The 22,846-nt window shown below is 50.6% G+C and carries 21 protein-coding genes; 11 read left to right on the top strand and 10 right to left on the bottom strand.

Going from position 1 to position 22,846, the window contains the following annotated elements:
* Positions 1-78: 78 nt before the first annotated feature.
* The 5 genes from CCY32_RS02265 to CCY32_RS02245 form a co-directional block, all read right to left on the bottom strand.
* The gene (locus tag CCY32_RS02265) at positions 79-1,266 is read right to left on the bottom strand and encodes an AI-2E family transporter (protein ID WP_088329232.1); all 1,188 of its coding nucleotides are present in this window, start codon (positions 1,264-1,266) and stop codon (positions 79-81) included.
* A gap of 88 nt (positions 1,267-1,354) precedes the next feature.
* Positions 1,355-1,558 carry a DUF3185 family protein gene (locus CCY32_RS02260; protein ID WP_088328931.1) on the bottom strand — a complete coding sequence of 68 codons (204 nt, stop codon included), beginning with the start codon at positions 1,556-1,558 and terminating at the stop codon, positions 1,355-1,357.
* Positions 1,559-1,735: 177 nt separating this feature from the next.
* Entirely contained in the window at positions 1,736-2,128 is a 393-nt protein-coding gene (locus tag CCY32_RS02255; protein WP_088328930.1) for a PRC-barrel domain-containing protein, read from the bottom strand.
* Positions 2,129-2,144: 16 nt separating this feature from the next.
* Positions 2,145-2,327 carry a general stress protein CsbD gene (locus CCY32_RS02250; protein ID WP_088328929.1) on the bottom strand — a complete coding sequence of 61 codons (183 nt, stop codon included), beginning with the start codon at positions 2,325-2,327 and terminating at the stop codon, positions 2,145-2,147.
* Between the two features lie 119 nt (positions 2,328-2,446).
* On the bottom strand, positions 2,447-3,286 hold the full coding sequence (locus CCY32_RS02245; protein ID WP_088328928.1) for a transglutaminase family protein: 840 nt from the start codon (positions 3,284-3,286) through the stop codon (positions 2,447-2,449).
* A 347-nt stretch (positions 3,287-3,633) separates the two neighbouring features.
* Here CCY32_RS02245 and CCY32_RS02240 point away from each other — a divergent pair, with 347 nt between their 5' ends.
* Entirely contained in the window at positions 3,634-4,956 is a 1,323-nt protein-coding gene (locus tag CCY32_RS02240) for a cation:proton antiporter (RefSeq protein WP_088328927.1), read from the top strand.
* Between the two features lie 382 nt (positions 4,957-5,338).
* Positions 5,339-6,178 carry a matrixin family metalloprotease gene (locus CCY32_RS02235; protein WP_088328926.1) on the top strand — a complete coding sequence of 280 codons (840 nt, stop codon included), beginning with the start codon at positions 5,339-5,341 and terminating at the stop codon, positions 6,176-6,178.
* Between the two features lie 155 nt (positions 6,179-6,333).
* On the opposite strand, the gene CCY32_RS02230 is transcribed toward CCY32_RS02235, so the two are convergent.
* Complete coding sequence (locus CCY32_RS02230) at positions 6,334-6,867, bottom strand: PRC-barrel domain-containing protein (RefSeq protein WP_088328925.1); 534 nt, start codon at positions 6,865-6,867, stop codon at positions 6,334-6,336.
* Positions 6,868-7,195: 328 nt separating this feature from the next.
* A complete protein-coding gene (gene cysZ / locus CCY32_RS02225) occupies positions 7,196-7,948 on the bottom strand; it encodes a sulfate transporter CysZ (protein ID WP_088328924.1) in 753 nt (250 codons plus the stop codon).
* A gap of 287 nt (positions 7,949-8,235) precedes the next feature.
* Here cysZ and CCY32_RS02220 point away from each other — a divergent pair, with 287 nt between their 5' ends.
* The 5 genes from CCY32_RS02220 (at position 8,236) to CCY32_RS02200 (ending at position 16,135) form a co-directional block, all read left to right on the top strand.
* Positions 8,236-11,703: a chromosome segregation protein SMC gene (locus CCY32_RS02220; RefSeq protein WP_088328922.1), complete on the top strand. Its 3,468-nt coding sequence runs from the start codon at positions 8,236-8,238 to the stop codon at positions 11,701-11,703.
* Between the two features lie 19 nt (positions 11,704-11,722).
* Complete coding sequence (gene zipA / locus CCY32_RS02215; RefSeq protein ID WP_088328920.1) at positions 11,723-13,054, top strand: cell division protein ZipA; 1,332 nt, start codon at positions 11,723-11,725, stop codon at positions 13,052-13,054.
* Between the two features lie 127 nt (positions 13,055-13,181).
* The gene (gene ligA, locus CCY32_RS02210; protein WP_088328918.1) at positions 13,182-15,203 is read left to right on the top strand and encodes an NAD-dependent DNA ligase LigA; all 2,022 of its coding nucleotides are present in this window, start codon (positions 13,182-13,184) and stop codon (positions 15,201-15,203) included.
* Between the two features lie 107 nt (positions 15,204-15,310).
* Positions 15,311-15,634 (top strand): DUF3392 domain-containing protein, encoded by a 324-nt coding sequence (locus CCY32_RS02205; protein ID WP_088328916.1) that lies wholly within the window; start codon positions 15,311-15,313, stop codon positions 15,632-15,634.
* Positions 15,635-15,649: 15 nt separating this feature from the next.
* Positions 15,650-16,135, top strand: coding sequence for a DUF2919 family protein (locus CCY32_RS02200; protein ID WP_088328914.1), 486 nt, complete (start codon positions 15,650-15,652; stop codon positions 16,133-16,135).
* A 133-nt stretch (positions 16,136-16,268) separates the two neighbouring features.
* Here the strand turns inward: CCY32_RS02200 and CCY32_RS02195 are convergent, their stop codons facing one another.
* The 3 genes from CCY32_RS02195 to CCY32_RS02185 form a co-directional block, all read right to left on the bottom strand.
* Positions 16,269-17,111, bottom strand: coding sequence for a hypothetical protein (locus tag CCY32_RS02195; RefSeq protein ID WP_141096159.1), 843 nt, complete (start codon positions 17,109-17,111; stop codon positions 16,269-16,271).
* 203 nt (positions 17,112-17,314) lie between these two features.
* Positions 17,315-17,728 carry a hypothetical protein gene (locus CCY32_RS02190; RefSeq protein ID WP_088328910.1) on the bottom strand — a complete coding sequence of 138 codons (414 nt, stop codon included), beginning with the start codon at positions 17,726-17,728 and terminating at the stop codon, positions 17,315-17,317.
* Complete coding sequence (locus CCY32_RS02185; protein WP_088328908.1) at positions 17,719-18,645, bottom strand: LysR family transcriptional regulator; 927 nt, start codon at positions 18,643-18,645, stop codon at positions 17,719-17,721. The genes CCY32_RS02190 and CCY32_RS02185 overlap by 10 nt, the downstream gene beginning before the upstream one ends.
* 251 nt (positions 18,646-18,896) lie before the next feature.
* Between CCY32_RS02185 and CCY32_RS02180 the strand changes: the two genes are divergently transcribed.
* The 4 genes from CCY32_RS02180 (at position 18,897) to ahpF (ending at position 22,828) form a co-directional block, all read left to right on the top strand.
* Positions 18,897-19,343, top strand: a complete 447-nt coding sequence (locus CCY32_RS02180; RefSeq protein WP_088328906.1) for a hypothetical protein — start codon at positions 18,897-18,899, stop codon at positions 19,341-19,343.
* Positions 19,340-19,948, top strand: coding sequence for a glutathione S-transferase (locus CCY32_RS02175; protein ID WP_088328904.1), 609 nt, complete (start codon positions 19,340-19,342; stop codon positions 19,946-19,948). The genes CCY32_RS02180 and CCY32_RS02175 overlap by 4 nt, the downstream gene beginning before the upstream one ends.
* A 585-nt stretch (positions 19,949-20,533) precedes the next feature.
* Entirely contained in the window at positions 20,534-21,103 is a 570-nt protein-coding gene (gene ahpC, locus CCY32_RS02170) for an alkyl hydroperoxide reductase subunit C (protein WP_088328902.1), read from the top strand.
* A 147-nt stretch (positions 21,104-21,250) separates the two neighbouring features.
* On the top strand, positions 21,251-22,828 hold the full coding sequence (gene ahpF, locus CCY32_RS02165; RefSeq protein ID WP_088328900.1) for an alkyl hydroperoxide reductase subunit F: 1,578 nt from the start codon (positions 21,251-21,253) through the stop codon (positions 22,826-22,828).
* Positions 22,829-22,846 lie beyond the last annotated feature (18 nt).

Here is a 22,846-nt window from a genome sequence, read left to right as displayed (position 1 = left end):
TCCTTCGTTAATATCGAAATGCGCTCAGTTAGCTCCGCAATACTGCCGCGTTGTCACCGTTAACAATCTAGTGTTAGCTTATTGTCTGTCATCCTGAGTGTTTAACGAATGTTTCAGGCCAGCTTTGACTTCACCCCAGATAGCGACGAAAAAAGCCGTCAGGGGAACGGCCAGTACCATGCCGATAATGCCCCCTATGATTGTGCCCCAGAAAAACAGAGAGATAACCACAAGAGCGGGATGCAGTCCCGAACGGTTAGCCATTATTTTAGGTGTCAGAAGCCAGCCTTCAATCAGTTGGACCAACGCGAACACCAGTGTCGCCAGGGCCAGCAACTCAACACCACCACCCGGCTGCAGATAGGCCATGGGTAAGACCATCAACAGACCGATCAGAGTACCCAGAAATGGGACGATATTCAGCAGCCCTAACACCAGCCCGATAAGCATGCCGAAACCCAGACCGACAAAGGTAAAGCCAATGGCATACAGGACACTCATGCACACGGCTATGATCAATTGCCCCTGAAAGAATGTGGTGACGTACTCCACAAACACGTCCAGGAAATACAACACCTTCTGCTGCGTGGGCTTGTGGAACACGGATAGCAGTTCGGAGGCCTTGCCCCGCAGCAAACTCCCGGAGCGCAGGGTAAAGAATAAAAACAAGGGTACAAAACTGATCGCCCCTAATAGTCCGATATACGACATGATGGTTCCACCAGACTCTTCCAGATCTGGCATAACAGACATCGATTCCTTTGCATCACTGCTTTGCACGCCGGAGGTTATAATGGCGCTGAGTTGTGGAAAGTAAATAGAGAAATGCTCCTGCCAGTTTGCCAGCGTTTCGGGAAGCACCGTCATCAACTGAATAATTTGGCTGACCAGAACGGGAACCAGCAGAAAAATCAGGCCGCTGATACCGACGAAGAAGATCACCAGTACCACAATGATGGCCAGCAAAGCAGGTAAGTGAACTCGTCTCTGGAGAAACTCCACCACCGGGTAAAGTACTAGTGCCAGAATACCAGCCAGTGAAAGTGACAGCAGCAGGTTGTAAAATACACTCAGTATCCAACCGAATGCCCACAGGACAATACCGGCCAGAGTAGTCAGTATAACCAGGGAAAAAAGAACGGCCGTGTAGCGAAATAAGCGAAGCTCAACCGCGTTGAACAGTGATTTACCCGAACGCAATGCTGGTGCGCTTAGCGTTGCTGTTTTCTGTTTGCCAACCTCGGATCCCTGCGCGTCCTGGGACATTGCGAATTCCTGTGTTGCACCATCCATGGCATCTGCTGAGTATTTAGCTAACACTTCCAGTTGCTGTGATTTTAGTAAGCATTACCTGTCATTTACTGAATAAGAGCATGCCAAACCCTGCCACTACCGAAGCTGCACCTAGGATCAGATACCAGATTGTAGGGTCAGTAAATCGGCCGGTAATGGCTTCTGTCACCTGATCGCCCATGCTTTGTGATGACTGATAGGCTAAGAAAAGCAGGATAAAACCTACAACAAGTAACACTAAAGCCACAATCTTATAAGTAGCCATGTTGATCTCCTTTTGGTGAATCAGGGGGCAATATTTCTTTGCCCAGAGAAGTAACGTTGAAGGTGAAACCGCTATTGGCTGCAACAACGCTCGTTCGCCATGGCAGGCCCTGGCGGGTTTGGTCGGGACAGATAATACTGTCCCGACCTTGCGCGCTCAGCTTTGCGCATAATCAGATCATCGCGCGTAGTAAGACTCAATGGTCGAATTCCAGGTGGTATCAGCCATATCCGGCCAGTTATCTTTATCGAACCCAGGGGCTTTTTTTAAGCGTTCGACATCGACGTCGAGCATAAAACGCTTGTTCTTTTTATCCAGCTTCAGCGCAGTCCATGGAACTGCGTAAAGATGATCGCCCAACCCCAGAAAACCACCTGCTGACAACACAGCGTAACGAATTTTCCCGGCCGTCAGATCGAGCATAATATCCTCAATCTTTCCCAGTTTTTCATCCTGCATATTACAAACTTCGTCACCGGTAATGGTGGCCGCACTCAGCAACGTGGCTGAGGCCTTTGTGCTATCCGGGCGGTCATACTTGCTTTGAGCTTCTTTGGTTGTGTAGTTCATTTCAATTCCCTCTTAGTTATGATCGTTGTTGTTTTTTTTGGCTGTCATTGAGTTCTTCTAACACTGCTTCACGACTGTCGCCATGCTTCTCAGATGTGCCTTGTTTTTCGCGGCTTTTATCGACGCCCGCCTTGTTGGCGTCCTGCTTTACATTTCCTTTGTTTTCATTCTTCTGGTCTGGGGTTTGATTCTTATTCATGAGCTGATCTCCATAAGATAGTTAGATTTAGGTTTCGCCCAAGAACATAAACTCAAGGGGACGCCCAACTCACAAGGTAATTGAAATGTGAAAAGGGTTCCGTGCGTTGGCTAACGTAGTCAGCTAATTTCTTTTTGATGGCTTGGGCTGCTCTCCTGAATTTCATCGGTGTGTACCTTGAAGTATTCCAGGGTATTGGGTCCGAATGCGGTGGTAATAGCGACATCGGCAGCATCACGACCACGGGCGATTAGTATATGCCCACTGCGGGGCGCATTATTACGTGGATTAAACAGGTGCCAATGGCCATCCAAATAGACTTCAAACCAGGCAGCGAAATCCATTTCTGCATGGGGCTGGGGAAAGCCCGTATCAACCAGGTAGCCGGTACAATAACGGGCAGGGATATTCATACAGCGGCATAGAGTGATAGCAAGGTGGGCATAATCACGATATACCCCCTTTTTCTCCTTAAAGACCTCCCACGCGGTTTTCGTTTTTCGAGCGTCCTGGCAGCTAAACGCAATATGGTTATGAACATAGTTGCAGATGGCCTGCACTCTGTAGCAATCGGTCACCTCATTGCCGAACAGTTGCCAGGCAATATCGACCAACCTGTCCGTCTCGCAGTATCGGCTGCCAAGCAGGAAAATCAATGTCTCGTCTGGGAGATGTTCAACCGGGATGTGTCTTACCTTGGGATTTACTGTATCGGACACCCCATTTTCTTCAATGACGGTATCCGTTGACAGTTGCAACAATCCTTTCGGGGCAATGATGCGAGTGCAATGATTACCGTAACTGTCAAAATAGGAGCGAACGGGGATTCTCGGTTCTGAAAATATCTGTTCGGCAATAATGAGATCAGCAACCCTTGAGGGGTGAATATTCAGCACCAGGAGCATCTGGGTCGGTCGGGGGCAGTGGAATACCAGTTCATAACCAATGCGAATCTTCATGAAGTGCTTCCTGTACTGATAGGTTGTGTTCTGGCTGAGGTTGGTTGAATAGAGACGAGCGTCGTCTCTTTTTACCAGCCACCATGATGGTAAGTATGACGTCGGTCTGAATGCTGCTCTGTGCGCTACAGCACAAAGGCTAATCCACAAGTCGGGATTTTCTTGTATGAGGCTCAGCGAACGGAGGTCAATCTGGTTTTCTGCGATGGTATAGGCTTATATGACGCGTTTTGTGCATGCGCTCAGGTTTTTCACAACAGAGGGGCAGCATGTACAAACCATACTGCTGTCTAATAGTAATAATAAACATGGCCGTCGGGATGAACCTTCAATGCTGAGAATAAGACATGTCTGACTGGTTATGGTTTTTGCTGGCAGGCGGCCTGATGCTAGCCCGTGGGCTGACGGTCAATGTACTCGAGCGTTCACCTATTACGCCGGCCATGTTTTACCTGGCTATCGGGATTCTGCTAGGGCCCACTGTGCTAAATCAGTTTCATTTCAACCCCCTTGAGGAATCCGCATTACTTGAGGTGCTTACTGAAATAGTTGTGTTGATCTCGTTATTCTCTGCAGGCGTTAAGATGCCAGCGCCCATAGAATTTCGTCGTTGGCGGGCGCCGATATTGCTGGCGTCGCTGTCTTTGGCGCTGAGTGTCGGAATGGTCGCTGCATTTGCCTACTATATGCTTGGCCTTCCCCTAGGGGTTGGCGTGCTGCTGGGGGCGATTCTTGCACCGACTGACCCGGTGCTGGCCACTGATGTTCAGACCCGCCATGCAGGTGATCGTGAACCGCTGCGATTTACCCTGACCTGCGAAGCCGGCATGAATGATGGCAGTGCATTCCCTTTTGTGTTGTTAGGTCTGGGCATGTTGGGCTTACATGATCTTGGCGAATTCGGTGTCAACTGGTGGCTATACGATGTGCTGTGGGCAACGGTCTCCGGAGTGGCAATAGGCCTGACGGCCGGCACTGTACTGGCTCTCGCGGCACGCAGAGTGCGCGGCGCATTGCCACATCACAACCTGATGGACAATTTTATAGGACTGGGCCTTATCGGGGTCACGTATGGACTGAGCCTGCTTGTCGATGCCTGGGGGTTTCTGGCGGTATTTTTTGCTGCGGTCAGTCTGCGTCAGACTGAGCTCAAACTTGCCGGCCCCGTGCAAAATCCGTATCGGTCACATCTGGGCTCAACGGAACCGAAAGTGCCGTGGTTAAGGGCGGATGAACAATCTCCTACGTCAGTCAGCGGTGGCGCACTGCTCTTCAAAGAACAGCTCGAGCGCTTGTCAGAAATGATGCTAGTGCTGCTTATCGGTGGCACGCTATTTCTTGATTCCTGGAGTCTCAGAGCTGTGTGGCTGGCGCTGTTTCTGTTCCTGTTTGTACGTCCTGTTAGTGTCTTTATAGGCATGCTGGGAACACAAACATCTTTGCCATTGCGCAGCATGGTGGCGTGGTTTGGTGTTCGTGGTATTGGCTCATTGTACTATCTGATGTATGCCATCCAGCATGGTTTGCCTGAAAAATTCGCTCTGGAACTGATTTCTCTGACACTGATCGTTGTGACGCTCTCTATCCTTGTCCATGGGGTCAGTGTCAAACCCCTGATGAGTCATTTTACCCATCGCCGAAATGGTGGGGGCTCAAAAGACCTGCCATAAAATATGTACCTTTGTGCGAGATGTGTTTAATGGTATGTCCAGCCTGAGATCAGGCGGATCCGTATAGGCTCTGTGCGCTACAGCGCAAAGCCTCGCCGGCAGGAAAAAGCGACTGTCCACCGATTCAAACTCAAATAAACAAGTGATAGGTATCCCTGTGTCCTGATGGGTACCGAATGCTTTCCCTGTATCCCGCTGATTGATTGACATCCCACTTGATTGTCAGTAACGTCCGAAACTTAGCTATGACTGAGCATAAACGAACGCATTGTCTGTGCGCTAGCGCACCTCTGCTCGTTTCCTGTACCGGATCCCCATGTGTATTCAAGGATGTCTCGCTGGTTGACTCCTGTGCTGCCAGGTACCTTTGTAGGAGACTGCGATGCGCTCATCTATTCGTACAACCCTTCTTATTCCGGCATTATTCCTTGCCGGCATTGTTTCATTGCTAACCCCGCTACTTGCTGATGCAGATGAGGGCGGCTATCGGCTGCTCGAACTTGAGGGCTACAAAGTCAAGTGGGGAGATCGGCGTTTGGGAGTGGGGGCTACCGTCAGTTATGCCTTTACCGACAGCGCGCTCCACTTTGAAGATGCGCGTAACTGTGGCGAACTGGCATCAATTGAATCACTTACGGGACAAGAACTGTCAAAGGAAAGGCTGAGCTATGAGACCGCTGAGGCCTTTCGTGTATGGGAGCGTGCTGCCGGATTAACATTTTATGAGATTAACGACCCTCGTAATGCGGATATTATTCTTGGTGCCCAGGGGAAACCCAGCGGAATCGCCTTTGCCAATGTGGCATATGGTAACCAAGCCGAAGAGGGCATACGTGCCATCGAGCAGTCGCTTGTATGTCTGAACCCTGAGCACAAGTGGAAGATCGGATTCGACGGTGATGAGGATGTTTACGATATCCGTTATACCCTGATTCACGAAATCGGACACGCCATCGGCCTCGACCATCCCGGCCCTTCGGGACAGGTTATGGCATTTCGCTATACGGAAGCTTTTACAGGCCTTCAATCAGGAGATCTGCGTGGGGTGCAATTGCTCTATGGCAATGCCGCTGATAATAATCAGGCTGGCATCGTGGATATTCATACAGCACAAGGGCCAAACAGGGTGAATAAGGTTGACACTCGGGGCAGTCAGTCGAAGCTGGGTGTGGCTGAATCAGATATGGCAGCATTCAACGGCATGGCGGAGTCGAAGCCATAGTTTTAGGCATCATTTACTGATATAGACAGGGCAGAATTAATAAAGGAGCTGTCAGGGCAATTAGGCCTGGGAATGGCGTCTTTAAGCTGAATATAAAAATGGCAGAGGCGGATGCCCCTGCCAGTTATCTCACCGAAAGTGTGAAGTACTTAAGATCAGTACTTGGTTTCTTTGCTGTCTTTAATTTCAAACTTTGGTGCGGAACTTAACTGATCACGCGTCATAGCAATTTTAAGTTCCTTATCGTCATTAGTGCCAGTTCTGGTTACGTCGTTCCAGCCAATCGCTACGTCTTTTTCACCCATGCCAAGGAATCCGCCAACACCAACCACAACGGCGACAATCTGACCGCTTTCGTTAATAATCAGCTCATTTACCGTACCCACTTCTTCATTATTAGTGGTTTTAACCTCGGCACCGAGCAGATTACTCGCTTGCAGACCATTAACCGGAGCTGAACTCATAAAACCACGGTGCTGCATCAGAGACGTATTCTGCATATTTTTATGCTGTGCCATAGTCCTGGTGTCTGATTGGTTTTCATGCTTTTTAGTGTATTCATGCTGAGCACTTTTCTGTTCACGATCTTTGTCCTGAGCATTTGATTGATGCGCCTGCACAGAACCTGCACTTAAGGTCAGAACAGGTGTGATCAACGCACATAAAGCAATAGTATTTAACTTGTTCATTTGAATCTCCTTCAAATCGAATATGATAATCGGACGACATGTCCGTTATTACCGCTTCATCACAGCTTTTCTTCCCGGGCTTAATTACCCGGAAGGGTCTGAATCGCCATGAAAGATGGAATTCAGGATGAAGTGATAAAGTACGCCGATGGAACACTCCTGTCTGTTCGCTGGCCCACTCAACTACACAAAGCGTCACGCTAATAAAGCGCACTTGCAGGACAGGATGTGAAGCATTCGATGGTGAAGGGCAAAGGAAGGATTCTCTTTACTGGTAAGTGATAGCAACAAATAAAAAAAGAGGCCCTCACGGGCCCCTGTCGATAGGTTATCTCTGCAGTGCCGGTTGTTTAAAGCGGTCCACCCACATGGCGGTAGCGCCGCAGATGGCCACCGGCATCACTAAAAAGTTGATGACCGGGATCATGGCAAACAGGGTGACGGTTACGCCAAAACCAAAACTGGCGGCCTTCTGGCTGCCGAGCACGTCACGCATATGTATAAAGCTGACTTTATGGTTATCAAAGGGGTAGTCGGCATACTGAATCGCCATCATCCATGCAGTGAAACAAAACCAGATCACCTGACCGAATACCGGCAGCAGGAAAAAGATAATCAGAAAGCCCAGTGCGCGGGGAATGTAATACACCAGTTTGGTCCACTCCCGGCCCAGTGTGCGCGGAATATCTTTAAGCAGCGCCATGACCCCGCTGTCGCCAAGGCTTTGTCCGGTAAGATGCTGTTCCACTTTTTCAGCCAGTAGACCGTTAAAGGGTGCCGCTATCCAGTTGGCCACGCTGTTAAATAAAAAGGAAAACGTCACCAGAACAATGATGACGGCCAGCGGCCATATGATGACAGCCAGCCAGTCTTTGAGCCAACTGAGCCAGTTTGGAATGCTGTCCATCAGCCATACGATGGCCACGTCGATTTGCTGAAGCAAAAAATAAAACGCCACTGAAAACAGGATCAGATTGACCAGCAGGGGAACAAAAACAAAGCGTCTGAGACCTTTGACCCGGATCAGATCAAAACCCTGCATAAAATATCCGACGCCACTTTTGGGTTGTGTTGCTGACATAAGGCTCCTTAATAAGATTAAAATAGCTGGACACTGTTTAGTGACATTTAAAACAACATGCGCCCTTGTTAAAAGTCAGACACCTTGTTCTAAGGTGTTTGGGCTGAAAATGCCAGTTGCAAGGGGCAAAAACAGTTTACAGGATCATCCGGCTGAAAATAATTCACGTTAATCTTGGGTAGCTTAATGTAAATTGATGGCAGGTTCATAACTCAATTGTTACACCTGATGACTTTTGATACATTCAGTCGCTGGACCCGGCTTCCTGATAACAATAATAAGGACACATGCGGCTTAAAAAGATCAAACTGGCAGGGTTTAAGTCTTTTGTCGACCCCACCAGTATTCCTTTTCCCGATGACATGACGGCAATCGTCGGCCCAAATGGCTGTGGCAAGTCTAATGTCATTGATGCCGTGCGCTGGGTGTTAGGAGAGAGTTCGGCCAAGAACCTGCGTGGCGATGCCATGACCGATGTCATATTTAATGGTTCATCGGCACGTAAGCCTGTCTCTCAATGTAGCGTAGAACTGGTGTTTGATAACGCCAGTGGGCGTATTCAGGGCGAATATGCCAATTACAATGAGCTGTCGGTCAAACGACTGGTCACCCGAGAAGCCCAGTCCCATTATTTTCTCAATGGCAGCAAGTGCCGCCGCCGCGATGTCACCGATCTCTTTTTGGGCACAGGATTGGGCCCGCGTAGCTATGCCATTATCGAACAGGGCATGATATCCCGCCTGATCGAGTCTAAACCTCAGGAACTGCGGGTTTTTATCGAAGAAGCGGCAGGCATATCAAAATATAAAGAACGCCGCCGGGAAACAGAGAACCGTATCCGTCACAGCCGCGACAATCTGGAGCGTCTCGAAGATGTGCGCGATGAACTGGCTAAGCAACTGGATAAATTGCAACGCCAGGCGGCAGCCGCGCGCCGCTATAAAGAACTCAAAGCCAGTGAACGCCGCTTAAAAGCCGAACTGGCCGCACTGCGCTGGTTAAAGCAGAGCCAGCACATTAGTCAGCTCGAGCAACAGATTCGTGAACAGGAAAGTAAAATTGAGAGTCTGATTGCCCGCCAGCGTGGTGATGAGAAAGGGATGCTTGAGTATCAGGAGCGCCAGCAGGATCTTAAACAACGTCTTGGTGATGTACAGAATCAGGTATTTCAGGTGGGTAATGACATTACCCGGCTTGAGCAAACCCAAATTCATGCCCGACAGCGCAAGCAGCAAATTGACGAACAGCTGGCGCGCTTGCAACAGGATATCAGCGAAAGTGACAGCCAGCTGGCGCAGGAACAGCAGGCCTTAGACGATCTGGATGCGCAACTAAGCACTGAAGAGCCGGAACTGGCGCTACTGGCAGAGCAGAGTGAGCAGGCAATGGCACAGCTGTCTGAGACAGAACAGCGTTTTGCCGGGCAGCAATCTGTGTGGCGCGAACAGGAACAACAGTATTATCAGGTGCGCCAGCAATGCCAAAGCCAGCAAACCCGTATTGAAGGGCAGCAGGCGATGATTGCCCGTGCCGAGCAACGTGTACGTGAACTGCAGGATGAATTGCAGCAATGTGATCATCCCGACATAGAGGATGAAACCGAGCAGCTCAGCCAGCGCTTAAGCCAGCAACAACATCGGGTTGAGGACTTAAGGTCGCGCTGTGAAGAGACACGTCGCCAGCATCAGGACCATCAGCAGCAGGTGCAGCAAAAACAGGATGCGCTACTGCAACTCAATGGCGAACTTCAGCAAGGGCAGGGCAAACTGGCCTCCTTAGAAACCTTGCAACAGTCCTCTCAGGATCATGACAATACGCTAAAGGACTGGCTTGCCTCGCAATCACAGCCACCCTTAGCGGCATGGCAGAGCCTCAAAGCTCAGCCTGGTTGGGAAACGGCGCTCGAGTCGGCGCTGCAAAGCTGGTTAAGCACACCGGTTTTAGAGGGGATTGCCCCCCCAACATTACCGGGCAGCCAATGGCTGCTGAAAGAGTATATGACGAGTGAGAAACCACCAGGAACCCTGGCGCAAAAAGTGGTATCTGATCAGGTTCCGTCGTTTTTGTGTTGTATTAAAGTGGTGGAAGAGCCTGCAGAAATGGCTGAGCAGCGCGCGACACTGGCGCCGGGTCACAGTGTCATCAATCGTGAAGGCTTGTGGTTCGGCCGTGACTGGCAGATTCAGGGCGGTGCTCATAACCGCGCCGGCATGCTGGACCGGGCCGCCGACATTACGGCTTTGCAACAAAAGCTGCATGAACAGCGCCAGCAACAACAGGAATTGGAAAGTCAGTTAGCCCAGGCCAGAGATGTATTGCAACAAAGCGCAGCTGACAGCGAAGCGCAGCAACAACAGCTCAGGCAGGCAGAACGCGAACTGATGCAGCTTGAACAGCAGCGGGACGCAATTGAACGGGATAGCAAGGTTCGGGAACAGCAATATCAGCGCTTGCGTGAACAGGTTCATGGGCAACAGGAGCAGCTTGAGCAGGATGCCATGGATCTGGAATTGATGGTGGCTGAGCAGCAAGAGTTAGAGATGCAACTGGAAAACCTGCAAAGTGACCATCAACAGGTGCAGGCCAGTGCGGATGAACAACAGCGACAACTCAGTGAGTTGCGGGCGCAGGCAGAGCAGTTGCGGACACAGCAGCATGATATGGCGCTGAGGGTACAGGGGTTGAATAATCAAAAAGACAATGCACAGCAGGCTATGGAGCGACACCGCCAACGTCTGCACGATAAACAACAGGACAGGGCGCGCCTGACAGAAGAAAAAGAAGCCTGGCAACAGCCCGCCGAAGCGCAGTCTGAGCAATTGCAGATCCTGCTGGAGCAGCGCCTGGTTCTGGAAAATCAGCAAGCCGAGCTGTCTGAGCAACTCGGTGAAGTGGAAGACTACCTGCATAAGGCACAATCGGGTCAGCATCAGTTGCAGGAGCAAATCAATCAGTTACGCGAAGCACAGCAGAGTCTGCAGCTGGAATGCGAGGGGTGTCGGGTACGTGCCAGCAGCTTTATCGAACAACTCGATGAGATGCGGCAAAGTGTTAAAGTCATACTCGAGAATATTGACGAAAACGCTGAGGAAAATCATTGGCAACAGGAGCTGGATAAAATCAGCGCAGCGGTATCACGCCTTGGTGCGGTGAATCTTGCGGCGGTGGAAGAATATGAAGTGCAGGCCGAACGTAAACAGCACCTGGATGATCAATATCAGGATCTGACAGAAGCGCTGGAGACGTTAGATAATGCCATTCGCAAGATAGACAGAGAAACCCGAAGCCGTTTTCGTGATACCTTTGAGCGGGTCAATGACGATCTTAAAACATTATTTCCGAAAGTCTTTGGTGGCGGCTCTGCCTATCTGGAGCTGACCGACGATGACTTGCTGGAAACCGGTGTGACCATTATGGCGAGGCCGCCAGGCAAGAAAAACAGCACCATTCACCTGTTAAGTGGTGGAGAAAAAGCCCTGACCGCTTTATCATTGGTGTTCGCGATTTTCAGGCTCAACCCGGCACCCTTTTGTTTGCTGGATGAGGTGGACGCACCGTTGGACGATGCCAATGTAGGACGCTTTTGTAATCTGGTTTCCGAGATGTCCAATACGGTACAATTTATTTATATCACCCATAACAAAATCGCAATGGAAATGGCTAAGCATCTTACCGGCGTTACCATGGCCGAGCCCGGAGTGTCTCGGATGGTAGCGGTCGATGTGGATGAGGCAATTGCCCTTGCTGAACTATAAGCTGAATTAAAATTATAAAATGGAAGAATTACGCCTGACCTTTCTTATATTCGGAGCCGTGGCCATCGTCGCAATCCTTGCCCATGGTCTGTGGACGGTGCGCAAAAAGCGCAGCAGCGAACGCGAAAAACCGCAAACGGCCCATTTGCATTATCGTGATTCACGCCACGATGCGGACTTTGAACTGGGTGACAAAGCGCCTGATGAAGATTTTGACGATCTCGGAGTCGGGCCCGTCAGGGTGGTCAGCAGCAGATCTGAACAGACCGATGACAGCGCCGATACGGTTGCCGCTATGGATGCCTCCACCGCAAGCGCAGAATTCAGTGCTCAGGCATCAGAGCCTGAAGAATTTAATCCGTCACGGGCGACGACAAGTAGCTTTAAGGCCTCCTCAGTCAATGACGAGCGCAGTGATAGCGATAGCGCCGATGTGCCTGAACCACCATCATTCTTACTCAGAACAGAACACTATCAGACCTCTGCCGGTTCACCTGCCGGGCGCAAAGAGCCGGTGATTGGCAGCACTGACACCGCGATATCTGACACGCCCCGTGAGGCTGATACCAGCGAGGCATTCACTGCCAGCGCCCGTGATGCCGTTAAAAATCCGACTGAGGCAGCGTCAGAAAAGCCGCACATAGAAACCCAAGAGCCAGCCTCTGACGCCTCAACAAAAAGCGAACCGCAGGTGTCCGGTGCTGGCGGCATTTTTGCAGAACAGGCACGAAAACTGGTGAAACGTAAAAAGCCAGATATCACCAAAGCCGAGCCTAAACGCAAGGAGCCGCGTCTTAGCGGTGCCCGACTGGCAGAAGATCAGATGCGCATCGACTTTGATGAGCCAGAACCTCAGCCAGAGTCGCAGCAGCAGACGGCACCGCGCAGTGAGCAAGCGGCCCCAAGCAAACCACCTTCGCAGGAAGTGCTGGTACTCAACGTAAAAGCACCCGATGGCAAGCCGATTCCGGGTTCAGCGCTGTTGCCGTCATTATTAACTTTGGGGTTCAAGTTCGGCGATCAGGATATCTTCCACCGGCATGTGAACAGCAATGGCAAAGGACCGGTGTTATTCAGTCTGGCCAATATGTTCAAGCCCGGTGTGTTTGACATCGACAACATGGAAACTTTTACTACTCAGGGCGTGTCATTGTTTATGATTTTGCCCATTGAGGGGGATCCGCATCAGGTCTTCAACATGATGCACAATGCCGCACGTAAGCTGGCCGATGAATTCGGCGCACAGGTACTGGACGGACGGCGCAGCGCACTGACCAAACAGAGCCTGCAACAGTATGTGGAGAAGATCCGCGAATTTGAACGACAGCGTATGATAAAGCGGGCCAATTAGGCCCGCGTTATGCCTGGCCCTTCGACTGCTAAGCCCTATCTTTTATGCCAAGCATGCTCATCCTACTGATCAGCGGGGCTAGCATGACCAAACAACATCGATTTTAAGTGACCAAAGCCTGACCACGATGCAGATTGAACAAGAGTTGGCCCAGTTAAGGGCGCAGTTAAACGAATACAACTACCAGTACTACGTACTGGATAATCCCACGGTACCGGATGCCGAGTATGATCGGCTGATGGAGCGTTTAAAAGCGCTGGAGACTGAACACCCGCAGCTGATCAGCGCCGATTCGCCGACACAGAAGGTTGGCGCCGCCCCGGTCAGTGCCTTTGGTGAAGTGGAACATGAATTACCCATGTTGTCGCTGGATAATGCGTTCGATGCAGCGTCTTTTGCGGCGTTTGAAAAGCGCGTGAATGATAGGCTCAAAGACCAGAGCCAGCTGACCTGGTGTTGTGAGCCTAAGCTGGATGGCCTGGCAGTCAGTTTATTGTATGAAGATGGCAAGCTGGTCAGGGGGGCAACCCGGGGCGATGGCCGTACCGGTGAAAACATTACCGCCAATGTGAAAACCATTGCTAATTTGCCACTTAGCCTGCGAGGTAAAGACTTTCCGCAACGTCTGGAAGTGCGAGGCGAGGTGTTTATGACCAAAGCCGGCTTTGAAGCGCTCAATGACAACCAGCGAAAAAGAGGGGCCAAGGTGTTTGCCAACCCCAGAAATGCCGCGGCGGGCAGCCTGCGCCAGCTGGACTCGCGCATTACCGCTAAACGGCCTCTGAGGATTTATGTTTACGCGATGGGGCTGGTAGAAGGAGAACAAGGCCCACTCGCCAACAGTCACTATCAACGTCTGCAACAACTCAGGGACTGGGGACTGCCATTATGCCCTGAAACCGGCCTTGCTGAGGATCGTGCCGGCTGCGAAGCCTTTTATGACAAAATTCTGGCCCGGCGCGATAGCCTGGACTATGAAATCGACGGTCTGGTACTAAAAATTGACAGCATTGACTTGCAGCAACGCCTCGGCTTTGTGGCTCGCGCACCGCGCTGGGCCATTGCCTGGAAGTTCCCGGCGCAGGAGCAAATGACCGAACTGCTGGATGTGGAATTTCAGGTGGGACGTACCGGCGCTATTACCCCCGTTGCGCGCTTAAAGCCTGTCACGGTGGGGGGCGTGGTGGTGTCCAATGCAACCTTACATAACCAGGACGAAATTCAGCGTCTGGGTATAAAAATCGGTGATAAGGTCATCATCCGCCGGGCGGGGGATGTGATCCCTCAGGTGGTCTCGGTGATTGCGGCCAAGCGTCCCGAGAACGTGCGCGATATCGTTTTTCCAGAGCGTTGTCCTATCTGTGATTCCAGAATCGAAAAGCTGGAGGCTGAAGCGGTCGCCCGTTGTACCGGGGGGCTGGTCTGTGCAGCCCAGCGAAAAGAAGCGCTGAAACATTTTGCCTCACGCAAGGCATTCGATATTGATGGCTTGGGAGACAAACTGATCGAGCAACTGGTAGAGCAGGATAAAGTGCATACACCTGCACAGTTGTTTCGTCTGGACATGGCCCAGCTGATTGGCATGGAACGCATGGGAGAAAAGTCAGCGGCCAATTTGCTTAAGGCGCTGGAAAAGGCCAAGCAGACCACCTTGCCGAGGTTTCTGTATGCGCTCGGTATTCGCGAAGTGGGCGAGGCCACTGCGAGCAATCTGGCGCTGCATTTTGGTACCCTTGAGTCGATACAACAGGCGGATCTGGAGCAGTTGCAGCAAGTCAATGATGTGGGTGAAGTGGTGGCCCGGCATATCGTCAATTTCTTTGCCGAAGCTCATAACGCCCAAGTGGTCGAAGAACTGCTGGCAGAAGGGGTGTACTGGCCTGCCATTGAGGTGCCCGATGAAGCGGAGCAGCCTTTAAAAGAGAAAACCTTTGTGCTGACCGGCACACTCTCGGCCATGGGCCGCAGTGAAGCAAAAGCAAAACTTCAACAACTTGGCGCAAAAGTGACAGGCAGTGTTTCTGTAAGTACCGACTACCTGGTCGCAGGCGAAAAAGCCGGCTCAAAACTCACCAAGGCCACAGAGCTGGGAGTTGAGGTAATGAGCGAAGAACAAATGTTGTCCCTGTTCGCTCAGCATGGCGTCTGATGCGATGCGGGCGAGCAGGGTGTCAGGTGCGATGCGGGCGAGCAGGGTGTCAGGTGCGAAAGTCGCCCAATCGATATTGATTCTACGTAAGAGGATGCACGGGTAACATGCATGATGTCCTGTATAAGCTGACGCAGTGGTTACAGCCATACTACAGCGAGGTAGCGATGACCTTTGTGGCTACGTTATTGGTGGTGTATGGCGATGTGGTGAATAAGCATATCAAGCGTATGCTGGTGCCGTATCCTTTTGTGGTACGCACCCTGGTATTCGTGCTGGTGTGTGCCTTCGGTTACGGGGCGTTTATTTTGTTTGTGACACCGTTTTTCAGGCAACTGATTCTGATGATTCCCTCGGTCTATCAGGGTATTAGCATTGTCAGTGTTTTTTTGCTGTTAGGGTATATGGCAGAGCGGCGGCGCTACATATGAAGGTTGTCAGCGCCGATGTCTAAACACCGGGCCATACTGCCACTTAAATATTACGACGCTCAGGGCAGGATCCAACCCAATCGGCTGTTGTATCTGAGCTTGCTGTTTCTGATGCGCGGCTATCTGGTGTTCATTGCGTCACTGTCTTATCGCCAGGATCCCAGCCTCATTTTGTCATTGTTTTACCCTGATAAAGGCTATTTCTATTTTAGTTTGTTGCTGGGCCTGCCGGCACTGATCATCATAGGCATGGTGTTCTGGCGTCATAAGCTGTTTGATACGCGGGCACGAAGACTCTTCAGTGCCGTTCGTGTGCTGGTGATACTCAGTCTGGTTGTTGATGCTGCCTTTCATGTCTTAATGGCGCACCATGGCCACTGGCAGTTTTCCTGGCTGATTGCGCTGACCTTGTTATTAGACCTGCTGTTTGTGCTGTACTGGTATCGCAGTCAAACGCTCAGGTTAATGCTACGCGACTGGTATCGTCCTCCCGTTATTTAGTTTGAGGTGATTTCTGGCTAATCGGAATCTGCGATTCCTGTTTCCGAGTCTTGAATAACCTTTTTCGTCTGCGAAAGAATAAACAAAGGCTTTGATTTCCCCGGCATAATCGATCAATTGCAGTAACCGTCGCTCAGGGTCTGTTATCCACTCTGTTAGCACTATCGAGCAGTTGTTGTTGCAGCGCACGAATCCGCGTTTTTTGCGGGATGTCGCTGATCAGCGGGTTATCCATCCAGTGCACCGTGCGTTGTGACAATCTGGCCTGTGAAATCCAACTTTGGTGGCCCTCAAAATCAAAGAAAACACGGTCAAAACTGCCATCGGCAATGGCCTTGTTCAAACCAGTGGTGAGGCGCTCTGCCAAATTGGGTCGTGCATGACTGACGAAAAAATATATGGCCGCCGGATACACAAACAAATGTTTGCGCTCGACGCTTAAGTCTGCATGGGGATGGCGCTCCATCTCCGCGAAGATTTCTGTCAATCCGCGAGGATAATAGAACCCCTGGTTGAGATGTAAAAAAGTGTAGCGGTATCTCTCCTCAACCTCGGTACTGACTTTCAGGCCCGCAGCCTGCAATATAGTGACATCAGGCCAGTCTGCACCTTGTAATGCGATATACCCGTTAAAATCCGGGAGGTCCTTGATGGTGTCAAACACGCTCTGGTCATGTCGATTTATGGCCAGCAGGCGCATACCATAGAGGCCTTTCATCAGTGGCACCGGTACGGCTATGGCTTGTTGTTCTCTGGCCGTGGTGGTCATGGTCCAGAATACATCTACCGTGCCTTTGTCGATTTCTTTGAACTGTCTGTTCTGGGTAATGGGAGCCGTGACCGCTTCAAGTTTATAAGACCCATATTCCTGCTGCGTTTTGCTCAGGGCCAGGTTCAAAAGTTCAGGAAAGTAACTGTTATTGCGGGTACCCAGGATGTGATTGACATCGACGTAGCGGACGTTGTCTGCCGCCAAACAGAGTGTGCTCAGAACGCATAGGCCAGCACAGGCTATGCGCCTGCGCAGCCCGCTGAAACGACAAAAGGTTGTGACAAAACCACTCATTGCTGCATGTCATGATTGCCCTGTCTGTTGAGTGTAGTCCGAAAACCTTCACCGCGAGTAGTAACCCGTCGTTAGCAGCTGCCAGGGCAAGCTTATGAGGCGTTTATTCACATCTATTGGGCATTGTTCTCTAACGCCTGCTCAAAGTAATTTTTAACGCTGATCTGGCTGTCATTCACCAGGCGCTGGTAGCAAATACCCGCAAATGCATAGGTGTGGCCCGCGTATTCAAGCACTACATAGGGTGTATCCGGATTACTCTGGTCATAGTGCCAGTGGCCGCCCACCCGTTTTCTGAAAATCTCACCGACATAGGCGCCGTAAAGGTTGCACAGGGTAAATACGGCATTGTTTTCCAGACTTTGATCCTTGTACCTCTGCAGCCACTTAAGGATGACCTCATCCACCATGGCGATACTCTCAACACTGTTGTCCAGTTCAATACCAAACTCTTCCCGGGTCGCCACAATGGCATTATGGGCGCTATCGGCCATCAGGTTTTCAAGTTCTTCCCGTGTCATGTGCATGGTGGTTCCTCTGTCGTTTGATGAGTATGTTGTATCTGCCGATGGGTGAGTATACAGTCACTCAGCAGCTGGCTTCCAGGCCCAAGCGTATCGGGGCGGGGATGAACCATCCACATTACCAGCTTTCTGAAACTGCTGCCTTTAACGTCAAGTTTTACCAGTGATCCCTTGCCTAGTTCCTGGCACACCACATGTTCGGGTAACCAACAGAAACCGAGGCCCTGGCCCATCAAATCAATGGCAGTAGCGAACTGACTGACGGTCCACCGTAGCTCTGATTTCAGCCAACCCTGTTTCTCATCGGGTGACTGTGAGGTGTCTTTTATCACCAGTTGCAGATGATGCATTAACTCATTGGGATCGATGGGAGAGGGCATTGCTGCCAATGGGTGTTGTGGGTGACACACGACGATAAACTGGGTTTCTGCAATGGGTTCACCCAGATAGCCTTTAGGTACCTGGCCCGTCAGCACAATATCGGCCCACCCCTGCGTAATGGCTTCTTCGGTACCGGTGAGCACCGTATCCAGTATTTTCAGACGACTTCCGCGACTGTCTGGGTAGAACTCTTTGAGTACCGGATATAATTGTTCTTTGGGATAGGCTAAATCAACGGCAAGGGTAATTTCTGGCTCCCAGTCCTGATTAATGCTCTCTGCCAAAACTTCCAGATCCTGCACATTTTGGGTCAGGTGCCTGGAGCGTCGCAGCATCACCTCACCGGCTTCGGTAAGGTAGGCTTTGCGGCCTCTCACCTCGAGCAGCTGAACGCCCAACTGGTTCTGTAGTTTGGCCACTGCATGGTTTAAGGACGATTGGCTCTTGTTCAGCTGGCTGGCTGCATGAGCATAACCGCCATAATCCACTACTGCCTGCAGTATGCGCCATTGCTCAAGGGTTGTTTTTGGCCGATACATGGATGTTTCTAATTTATCGATAGTTTCCCCATGCTAGGCCCAACCCTGAGCAATTGCAATGCTTTAGGCCCTCAGCATATTTTCGCTATTAGTGCACAAAAAACTTACCTATGTTTGCCTATCTGATGCTATTGCCTTGTTATGCATATATTTTGTTTTACGCTTTTGTAGGCCACAAAATACGTCGTTGGTGATTGGTTTTTAGGCAGAAATGCTTATAGTGGATAAGACAATCACGATGAGACGGGCTTATGCAATATCAACACCGACAACCAGCTAAAACTATTCTGAGTATTGTTTTGCCACTGACTCTGATCCTGGCAGTGGTATTTCGGGAGTTCGGTTTGGCGGTCGTGGTGATGGTGGTGACTCCTCTTTTGTTGGTGGCCTGGTTATTCTGGTCTATGACCATCGAGGTGGATGACATGCAACTACGTTGGTTCTTTGGTCCGGGATTCTGGAAAAAATCGTTATCATTGAGCCAGTTGCACAGCGCATCAGCTGTGACTAACCGTTGGTGGTATGGTTGGGGCATTCGTCTTACGCCCTCAGGCTGGTTATACAATGTTTCGGGCTTGTCTGCAGTCGAGCTGCATCTTGTGGATGGTACCAGGATTCGGTTGGGAACGGATCAGCCTCATACTCTTGCAGAAGTATTGCAACGCACTCAACCCGAACAGGATAAGGCCTCCTCATGAAAATCTATGATACGAAAAGCGCACCCGGACCGCGTCGGGTCAGGATCTTTTTGGCGGAAAAGCAGATCCCGATGGACTATGTGCAGGTGGATCTCGGGGCAGGGGAAAACCTGTCACCTCAAATGCGGGCGAGAAACCCTATGGCAAAAGTGCCGATTCTGGAACTGGATGATGGTGAATGTATCAGTGAATCTGTGGCCATTTGCCGCTATTTTGAGTTGCTCCAACCTGAGCCACCATTAATGGGGACCTCAACACTGGAGCAGGCCCGTACCGAGATGTGGCAACGCCAGGTAGAATTTGGTCTGTTCATGCAGGTGGGGTTATGTTTCCAGCATACCAGCGGCTATTTTAAAGACCGAATGAAACCAGTGCCGGAATTTGGCGAAGAGGCCGGCAAGAATGCTTTGGCTTTTTTGAAAATACTGGATAAGCGTCTGGCAGATAGTGAGTTTATTGCCGGAGAGCGTTTTTCTATTGCCGATATTACCGCCCTGTGTGCCATTGATTTTGCCCGGGTCGTGAAAATTCGTATTGACGAAGAACAAACCCATCTAAAGCGCTGGCATCAGGCGGTCAGCGCCAGGCCCAGCGCCTCGGCCTGATGCTTTACCACCAACCTCATGAAAAGCGCGAAAAGAAATATTTCACCGCGCAGTCGCAGAGGACGCTGAGCCAGAAAAGTTTTCAGTTAGCCGTTTTCAGCCTTCAGAACCTGACACCTGATAGCTGACAACCGACTACGTAAATGGTGATTCTCTGTGTTCTGTGTGCCTCTGTGGTTATTTTCGCCTTTCACAAAGGTCGCTGGATGCGCGATAACGGCATTCGGGCATGACGGTCTGTCATTCCATTGTCTTTGTGCCTCATCAAGAATAAACGAATGAAAGCCTGACATCTCGAAGCTGTGCTGAGATCGCAGGGGCAAAAGAAAATCTAAGCTAGTAGCTTTCAGCCTGCGGAAACTGACACCTGACACCTGATAGCTGACAAATGACTACTTAAATAGTGATTCTCTGTGTCCTTCGTGCCTCTGTGGTTATTCTTGCTTTTTTATCAGAGTTAGCCGACATCTAATCGTATTTTCAAATCACAACAATCAGACCAATCAATTATAAAGATTTACCTCAATTGTCTAAACTTCTCCTCGTCTTAAAGGCAAACCACTTTTAATCAAGGAGAAACACTTCATGACACAATCGTTAATCAACACCAAGATCCAACCCTTCAATGCGACGGCTTACCACAATGGTGAATTTGTTGAGCTGTCTGAAAAGGACGTGTTAGGCAAATGGGCTGTAGTGATGTTTTACCCAGCTGACTTTACCTTCGTTTGTCCAACTGAGCTGGGCGATCTGGCCGATTACTACGACAGACTCAAAGACATGGGTGTGGAAGTGTATTCTGTGTCCACTGACACGCATTTCACACACAAGGCGTGGCACGATACGTCTGAAACCATTGGCAAAATCAAATTCCCGATGATCGGTGACCCCACAGGTCGTATTTCACGTAATTTTGGTGTCATGATCGAAGAAGACGGTCTGGCCTTGCGTGGCACCTTTGTGATCAACCCGGAAGGGGAAATCAAAGTGGCGGAAATCCACGATTTGGGTATTGGTCGCAGCGCTGCCGAGCTATTCCGCAAAGTACAGGCTGCTCAGTATGTTGCCAGCCACGACGGGGAAGTCTGTCCTGCTAAATGGCAGCCAGGTGAAGAAACCCTGTCTCCATCACTGGACCTGGTCGGCAAGATCTAAACCCGCAAGACTCTGATTGGATCTGCGACCAGACTTTGGTCAGACGCTTGTCAGCAGATCCACAATAAGCGCAGGTAAAATCAAGGCCGGTACGCCCGGCCCTGGTTTTGTGTTGCCTGTAAAAAATACATTTCGTCTGAGGTCACCATGTTAGACAACAAAGTAAAAAGCGATTTAAAAACTTATCTGGCCAATCTGAAACGGCCCGTTGAACTGACGGTTGCCGCAGACCAGAGTAAAAAGTCTCAGGAACTACTGAGCCTGGCGACTGATATCAGTGAGCTCTCTGAACTGGTCAGTGTTAAGCAAAGCAATGATAGTGAGCTGCGTATTCCCAGTATGAAGGTAAGCAGCCCCGACACGGGCAGTAATATTATTTTCTCCGGCTTGCCCATGGGCCACGAATTTACCTCACTGGTACTGGCGCTGTTGCACACTGGCGGTCATCCGATTAAGCAGGAAGCCGAAATCCTTGAGCAGATCAAAAATCTGCCCGGTGAATACCGTTTTGAAACCTATGTGTCACTCAGTTGCCAGACCTGCCCGGGCGTGGTGCAGGCGCTGAATGTGATGGCGGCAGTGAATCCCAATATCACCAACGTGATGATCGATGGCTCGTTATTTCAGGATGAAGTGAATGAGCGGGATGTTATGGCTGTTCCTTCGGTTTTCCTCAATGGCCAACCGTTCTCACAAGGTGCCATCACCCTGGAGAAGATCCTGAATAAAGTGGATGACGGCGCGGCTGAAAAACAGGCTGCTGCACTTTCCAGTAAAGCGGCTTTCGATATGCTGGTGATAGGCGCCGGTCCGGCAGGGGCGTCCTCGGCCATATACTCGGCCCGAAAAGGTATCCGCACCGGCCTGGTAACTGACCGTTTCGGCGGCCAGGTAGCTGACACTGTTGGGATTGAAAACTTTATCTCGGTAAAAGCCACAGAAGGTCCAAAACTGGTGGCCAGTCTCGAAGAGCATGTGCGTGATTACGACGTGGATATTATGAATAACCAGCGGGTTACCAGCCTGCGCGAAGGCAATATGCTTGAGATTACGCTGGAAAACGGTGCGGTACTGAAATCAAAAAGTATCGTGCTGGCCACCGGTGCCCGCTGGCGCGAAATGAATGTGCCCGGTGAACGTGAATACCGCGGTGCCGGTGTGGCCTATTGCCCGCACTGTGACGGGCCTTTGTACAAAGGAAAAAAGGTGGCGGTAATAGGTGGCGGCAATTCGGGTATCGAAGCGGCTATTGATCTGGCTAATATTGTCGAACAGGTTACTGTGTTGGAATTTGACAGCAAACTGCGAGCAGATGACGTACTGCAACGCAAGGCCCGTTCAATGCCTAATATCGAGATTATTACCGATGCCCAGACCACTGAAGTTAATGGCGATGGCAAAAAGGTTACTGGTCTCACTTACACAGACCGTAAAAGTGGTGAATCCAAACAGGTGGAACTGGCCGGGATCTTTGTACAGATTGGTCTGGTACCCAATACCGAATGGCTCAAAGACAGTGGCGTGGCGATGACCTCCCGTGGCGAGATTATCACCAAACCCAATGGCGAGACCAATATTAAAGGGGTATTTGCTGCAGGTGATGCCACCGAGGTGCCCTTCAAGCAGATCATTATCGCCATGGGGAGCGGTGCAACAGCGGCATTAGGAGCGTTTGACTACCTGATGCGGTCATCGGCACCTGAACAGGGCAGTGAAGCAGCCTAAAGGAAGGCTAATTTTAAC

Origin of the sequence: Lacimicrobium sp. SS2-24 (genome assembly GCF_002201535.1) — a bacterium.
GTDB lineage: Bacteria > Pseudomonadota > Gammaproteobacteria > Enterobacterales > Alteromonadaceae > Lacimicrobium.
The sequence above is the reverse complement of the archived record's forward strand: the minus strand, read 5'-3'. Positions and strand labels throughout refer to the sequence as shown.

What these genes read in the sequence shown, in the direction of transcription:
- cysZ (WP_088328924.1), bottom strand. Translation starts at nt 7,948, where the DNA reads ATGTCAGCAACACAACCCAAAAGTGGCGTCGGATATTTTATGCAGGGT.
- CCY32_RS02240 (WP_088328927.1), top strand. Translation starts at nt 3,634, where the DNA reads ATGTCTGACTGGTTATGGTTTTTGCTGGCAGGCGGCCTGATGCTAGCC.
- CCY32_RS02205 (WP_088328916.1), top strand. Translation starts at nt 15,311, where the DNA reads ATGCATGATGTCCTGTATAAGCTGACGCAGTGGTTACAGCCATACTAC.
- CCY32_RS02190 (WP_088328910.1), bottom strand. Translation starts at nt 17,728, where the DNA reads ATGCACATGACACGGGAAGAACTTGAAAACCTGATGGCCGATAGCGCC.
- CCY32_RS02245 (WP_088328928.1), bottom strand. Translation starts at nt 3,286, where the DNA reads ATGAAGATTCGCATTGGTTATGAACTGGTATTCCACTGCCCCCGACCG.
- CCY32_RS02230 (WP_088328925.1), bottom strand. Translation starts at nt 6,867, where the DNA reads ATGAACAAGTTAAATACTATTGCTTTATGTGCGTTGATCACACCTGTT.
- CCY32_RS02175 (WP_088328904.1), top strand. Translation starts at nt 19,340, where the DNA reads ATGAAAATCTATGATACGAAAAGCGCACCCGGACCGCGTCGGGTCAGG.
- CCY32_RS02235 (WP_088328926.1), top strand. Translation starts at nt 5,339, where the DNA reads ATGCGCTCATCTATTCGTACAACCCTTCTTATTCCGGCATTATTCCTT.
- CCY32_RS02185 (WP_088328908.1), bottom strand. Translation starts at nt 18,645, where the DNA reads ATGTATCGGCCAAAAACAACCCTTGAGCAATGGCGCATACTGCAGGCA.
- ligA (WP_088328918.1), top strand. Translation starts at nt 13,182, where the DNA reads ATGCAGATTGAACAAGAGTTGGCCCAGTTAAGGGCGCAGTTAAACGAA.
- CCY32_RS02260 (WP_088328931.1), bottom strand. Translation starts at nt 1,558, where the DNA reads ATGGCTACTTATAAGATTGTGGCTTTAGTGTTACTTGTTGTAGGTTTT.
- CCY32_RS02265 (WP_088329232.1), bottom strand. Translation starts at nt 1,266, where the DNA reads ATGTCCCAGGACGCGCAGGGATCCGAGGTTGGCAAACAGAAAACAGCA.
- CCY32_RS02220 (WP_088328922.1), top strand. Translation starts at nt 8,236, where the DNA reads ATGCGGCTTAAAAAGATCAAACTGGCAGGGTTTAAGTCTTTTGTCGAC.
- CCY32_RS02180 (WP_088328906.1), top strand. Translation starts at nt 18,897, where the DNA reads ATGCAATATCAACACCGACAACCAGCTAAAACTATTCTGAGTATTGTT.
- ahpC (WP_088328902.1), top strand. Translation starts at nt 20,534, where the DNA reads ATGACACAATCGTTAATCAACACCAAGATCCAACCCTTCAATGCGACG.
- zipA (WP_088328920.1), top strand. Translation starts at nt 11,723, where the DNA reads ATGGAAGAATTACGCCTGACCTTTCTTATATTCGGAGCCGTGGCCATC.
- CCY32_RS02200 (WP_088328914.1), top strand. Translation starts at nt 15,650, where the DNA reads ATGTCTAAACACCGGGCCATACTGCCACTTAAATATTACGACGCTCAG.
- CCY32_RS02255 (WP_088328930.1), bottom strand. Translation starts at nt 2,128, where the DNA reads ATGAACTACACAACCAAAGAAGCTCAAAGCAAGTATGACCGCCCGGAT.
- ahpF (WP_088328900.1), top strand. Translation starts at nt 21,251, where the DNA reads ATGTTAGACAACAAAGTAAAAAGCGATTTAAAAACTTATCTGGCCAAT.
- CCY32_RS02250 (WP_088328929.1), bottom strand. Translation starts at nt 2,327, where the DNA reads ATGAATAAGAATCAAACCCCAGACCAGAAGAATGAAAACAAAGGAAAT.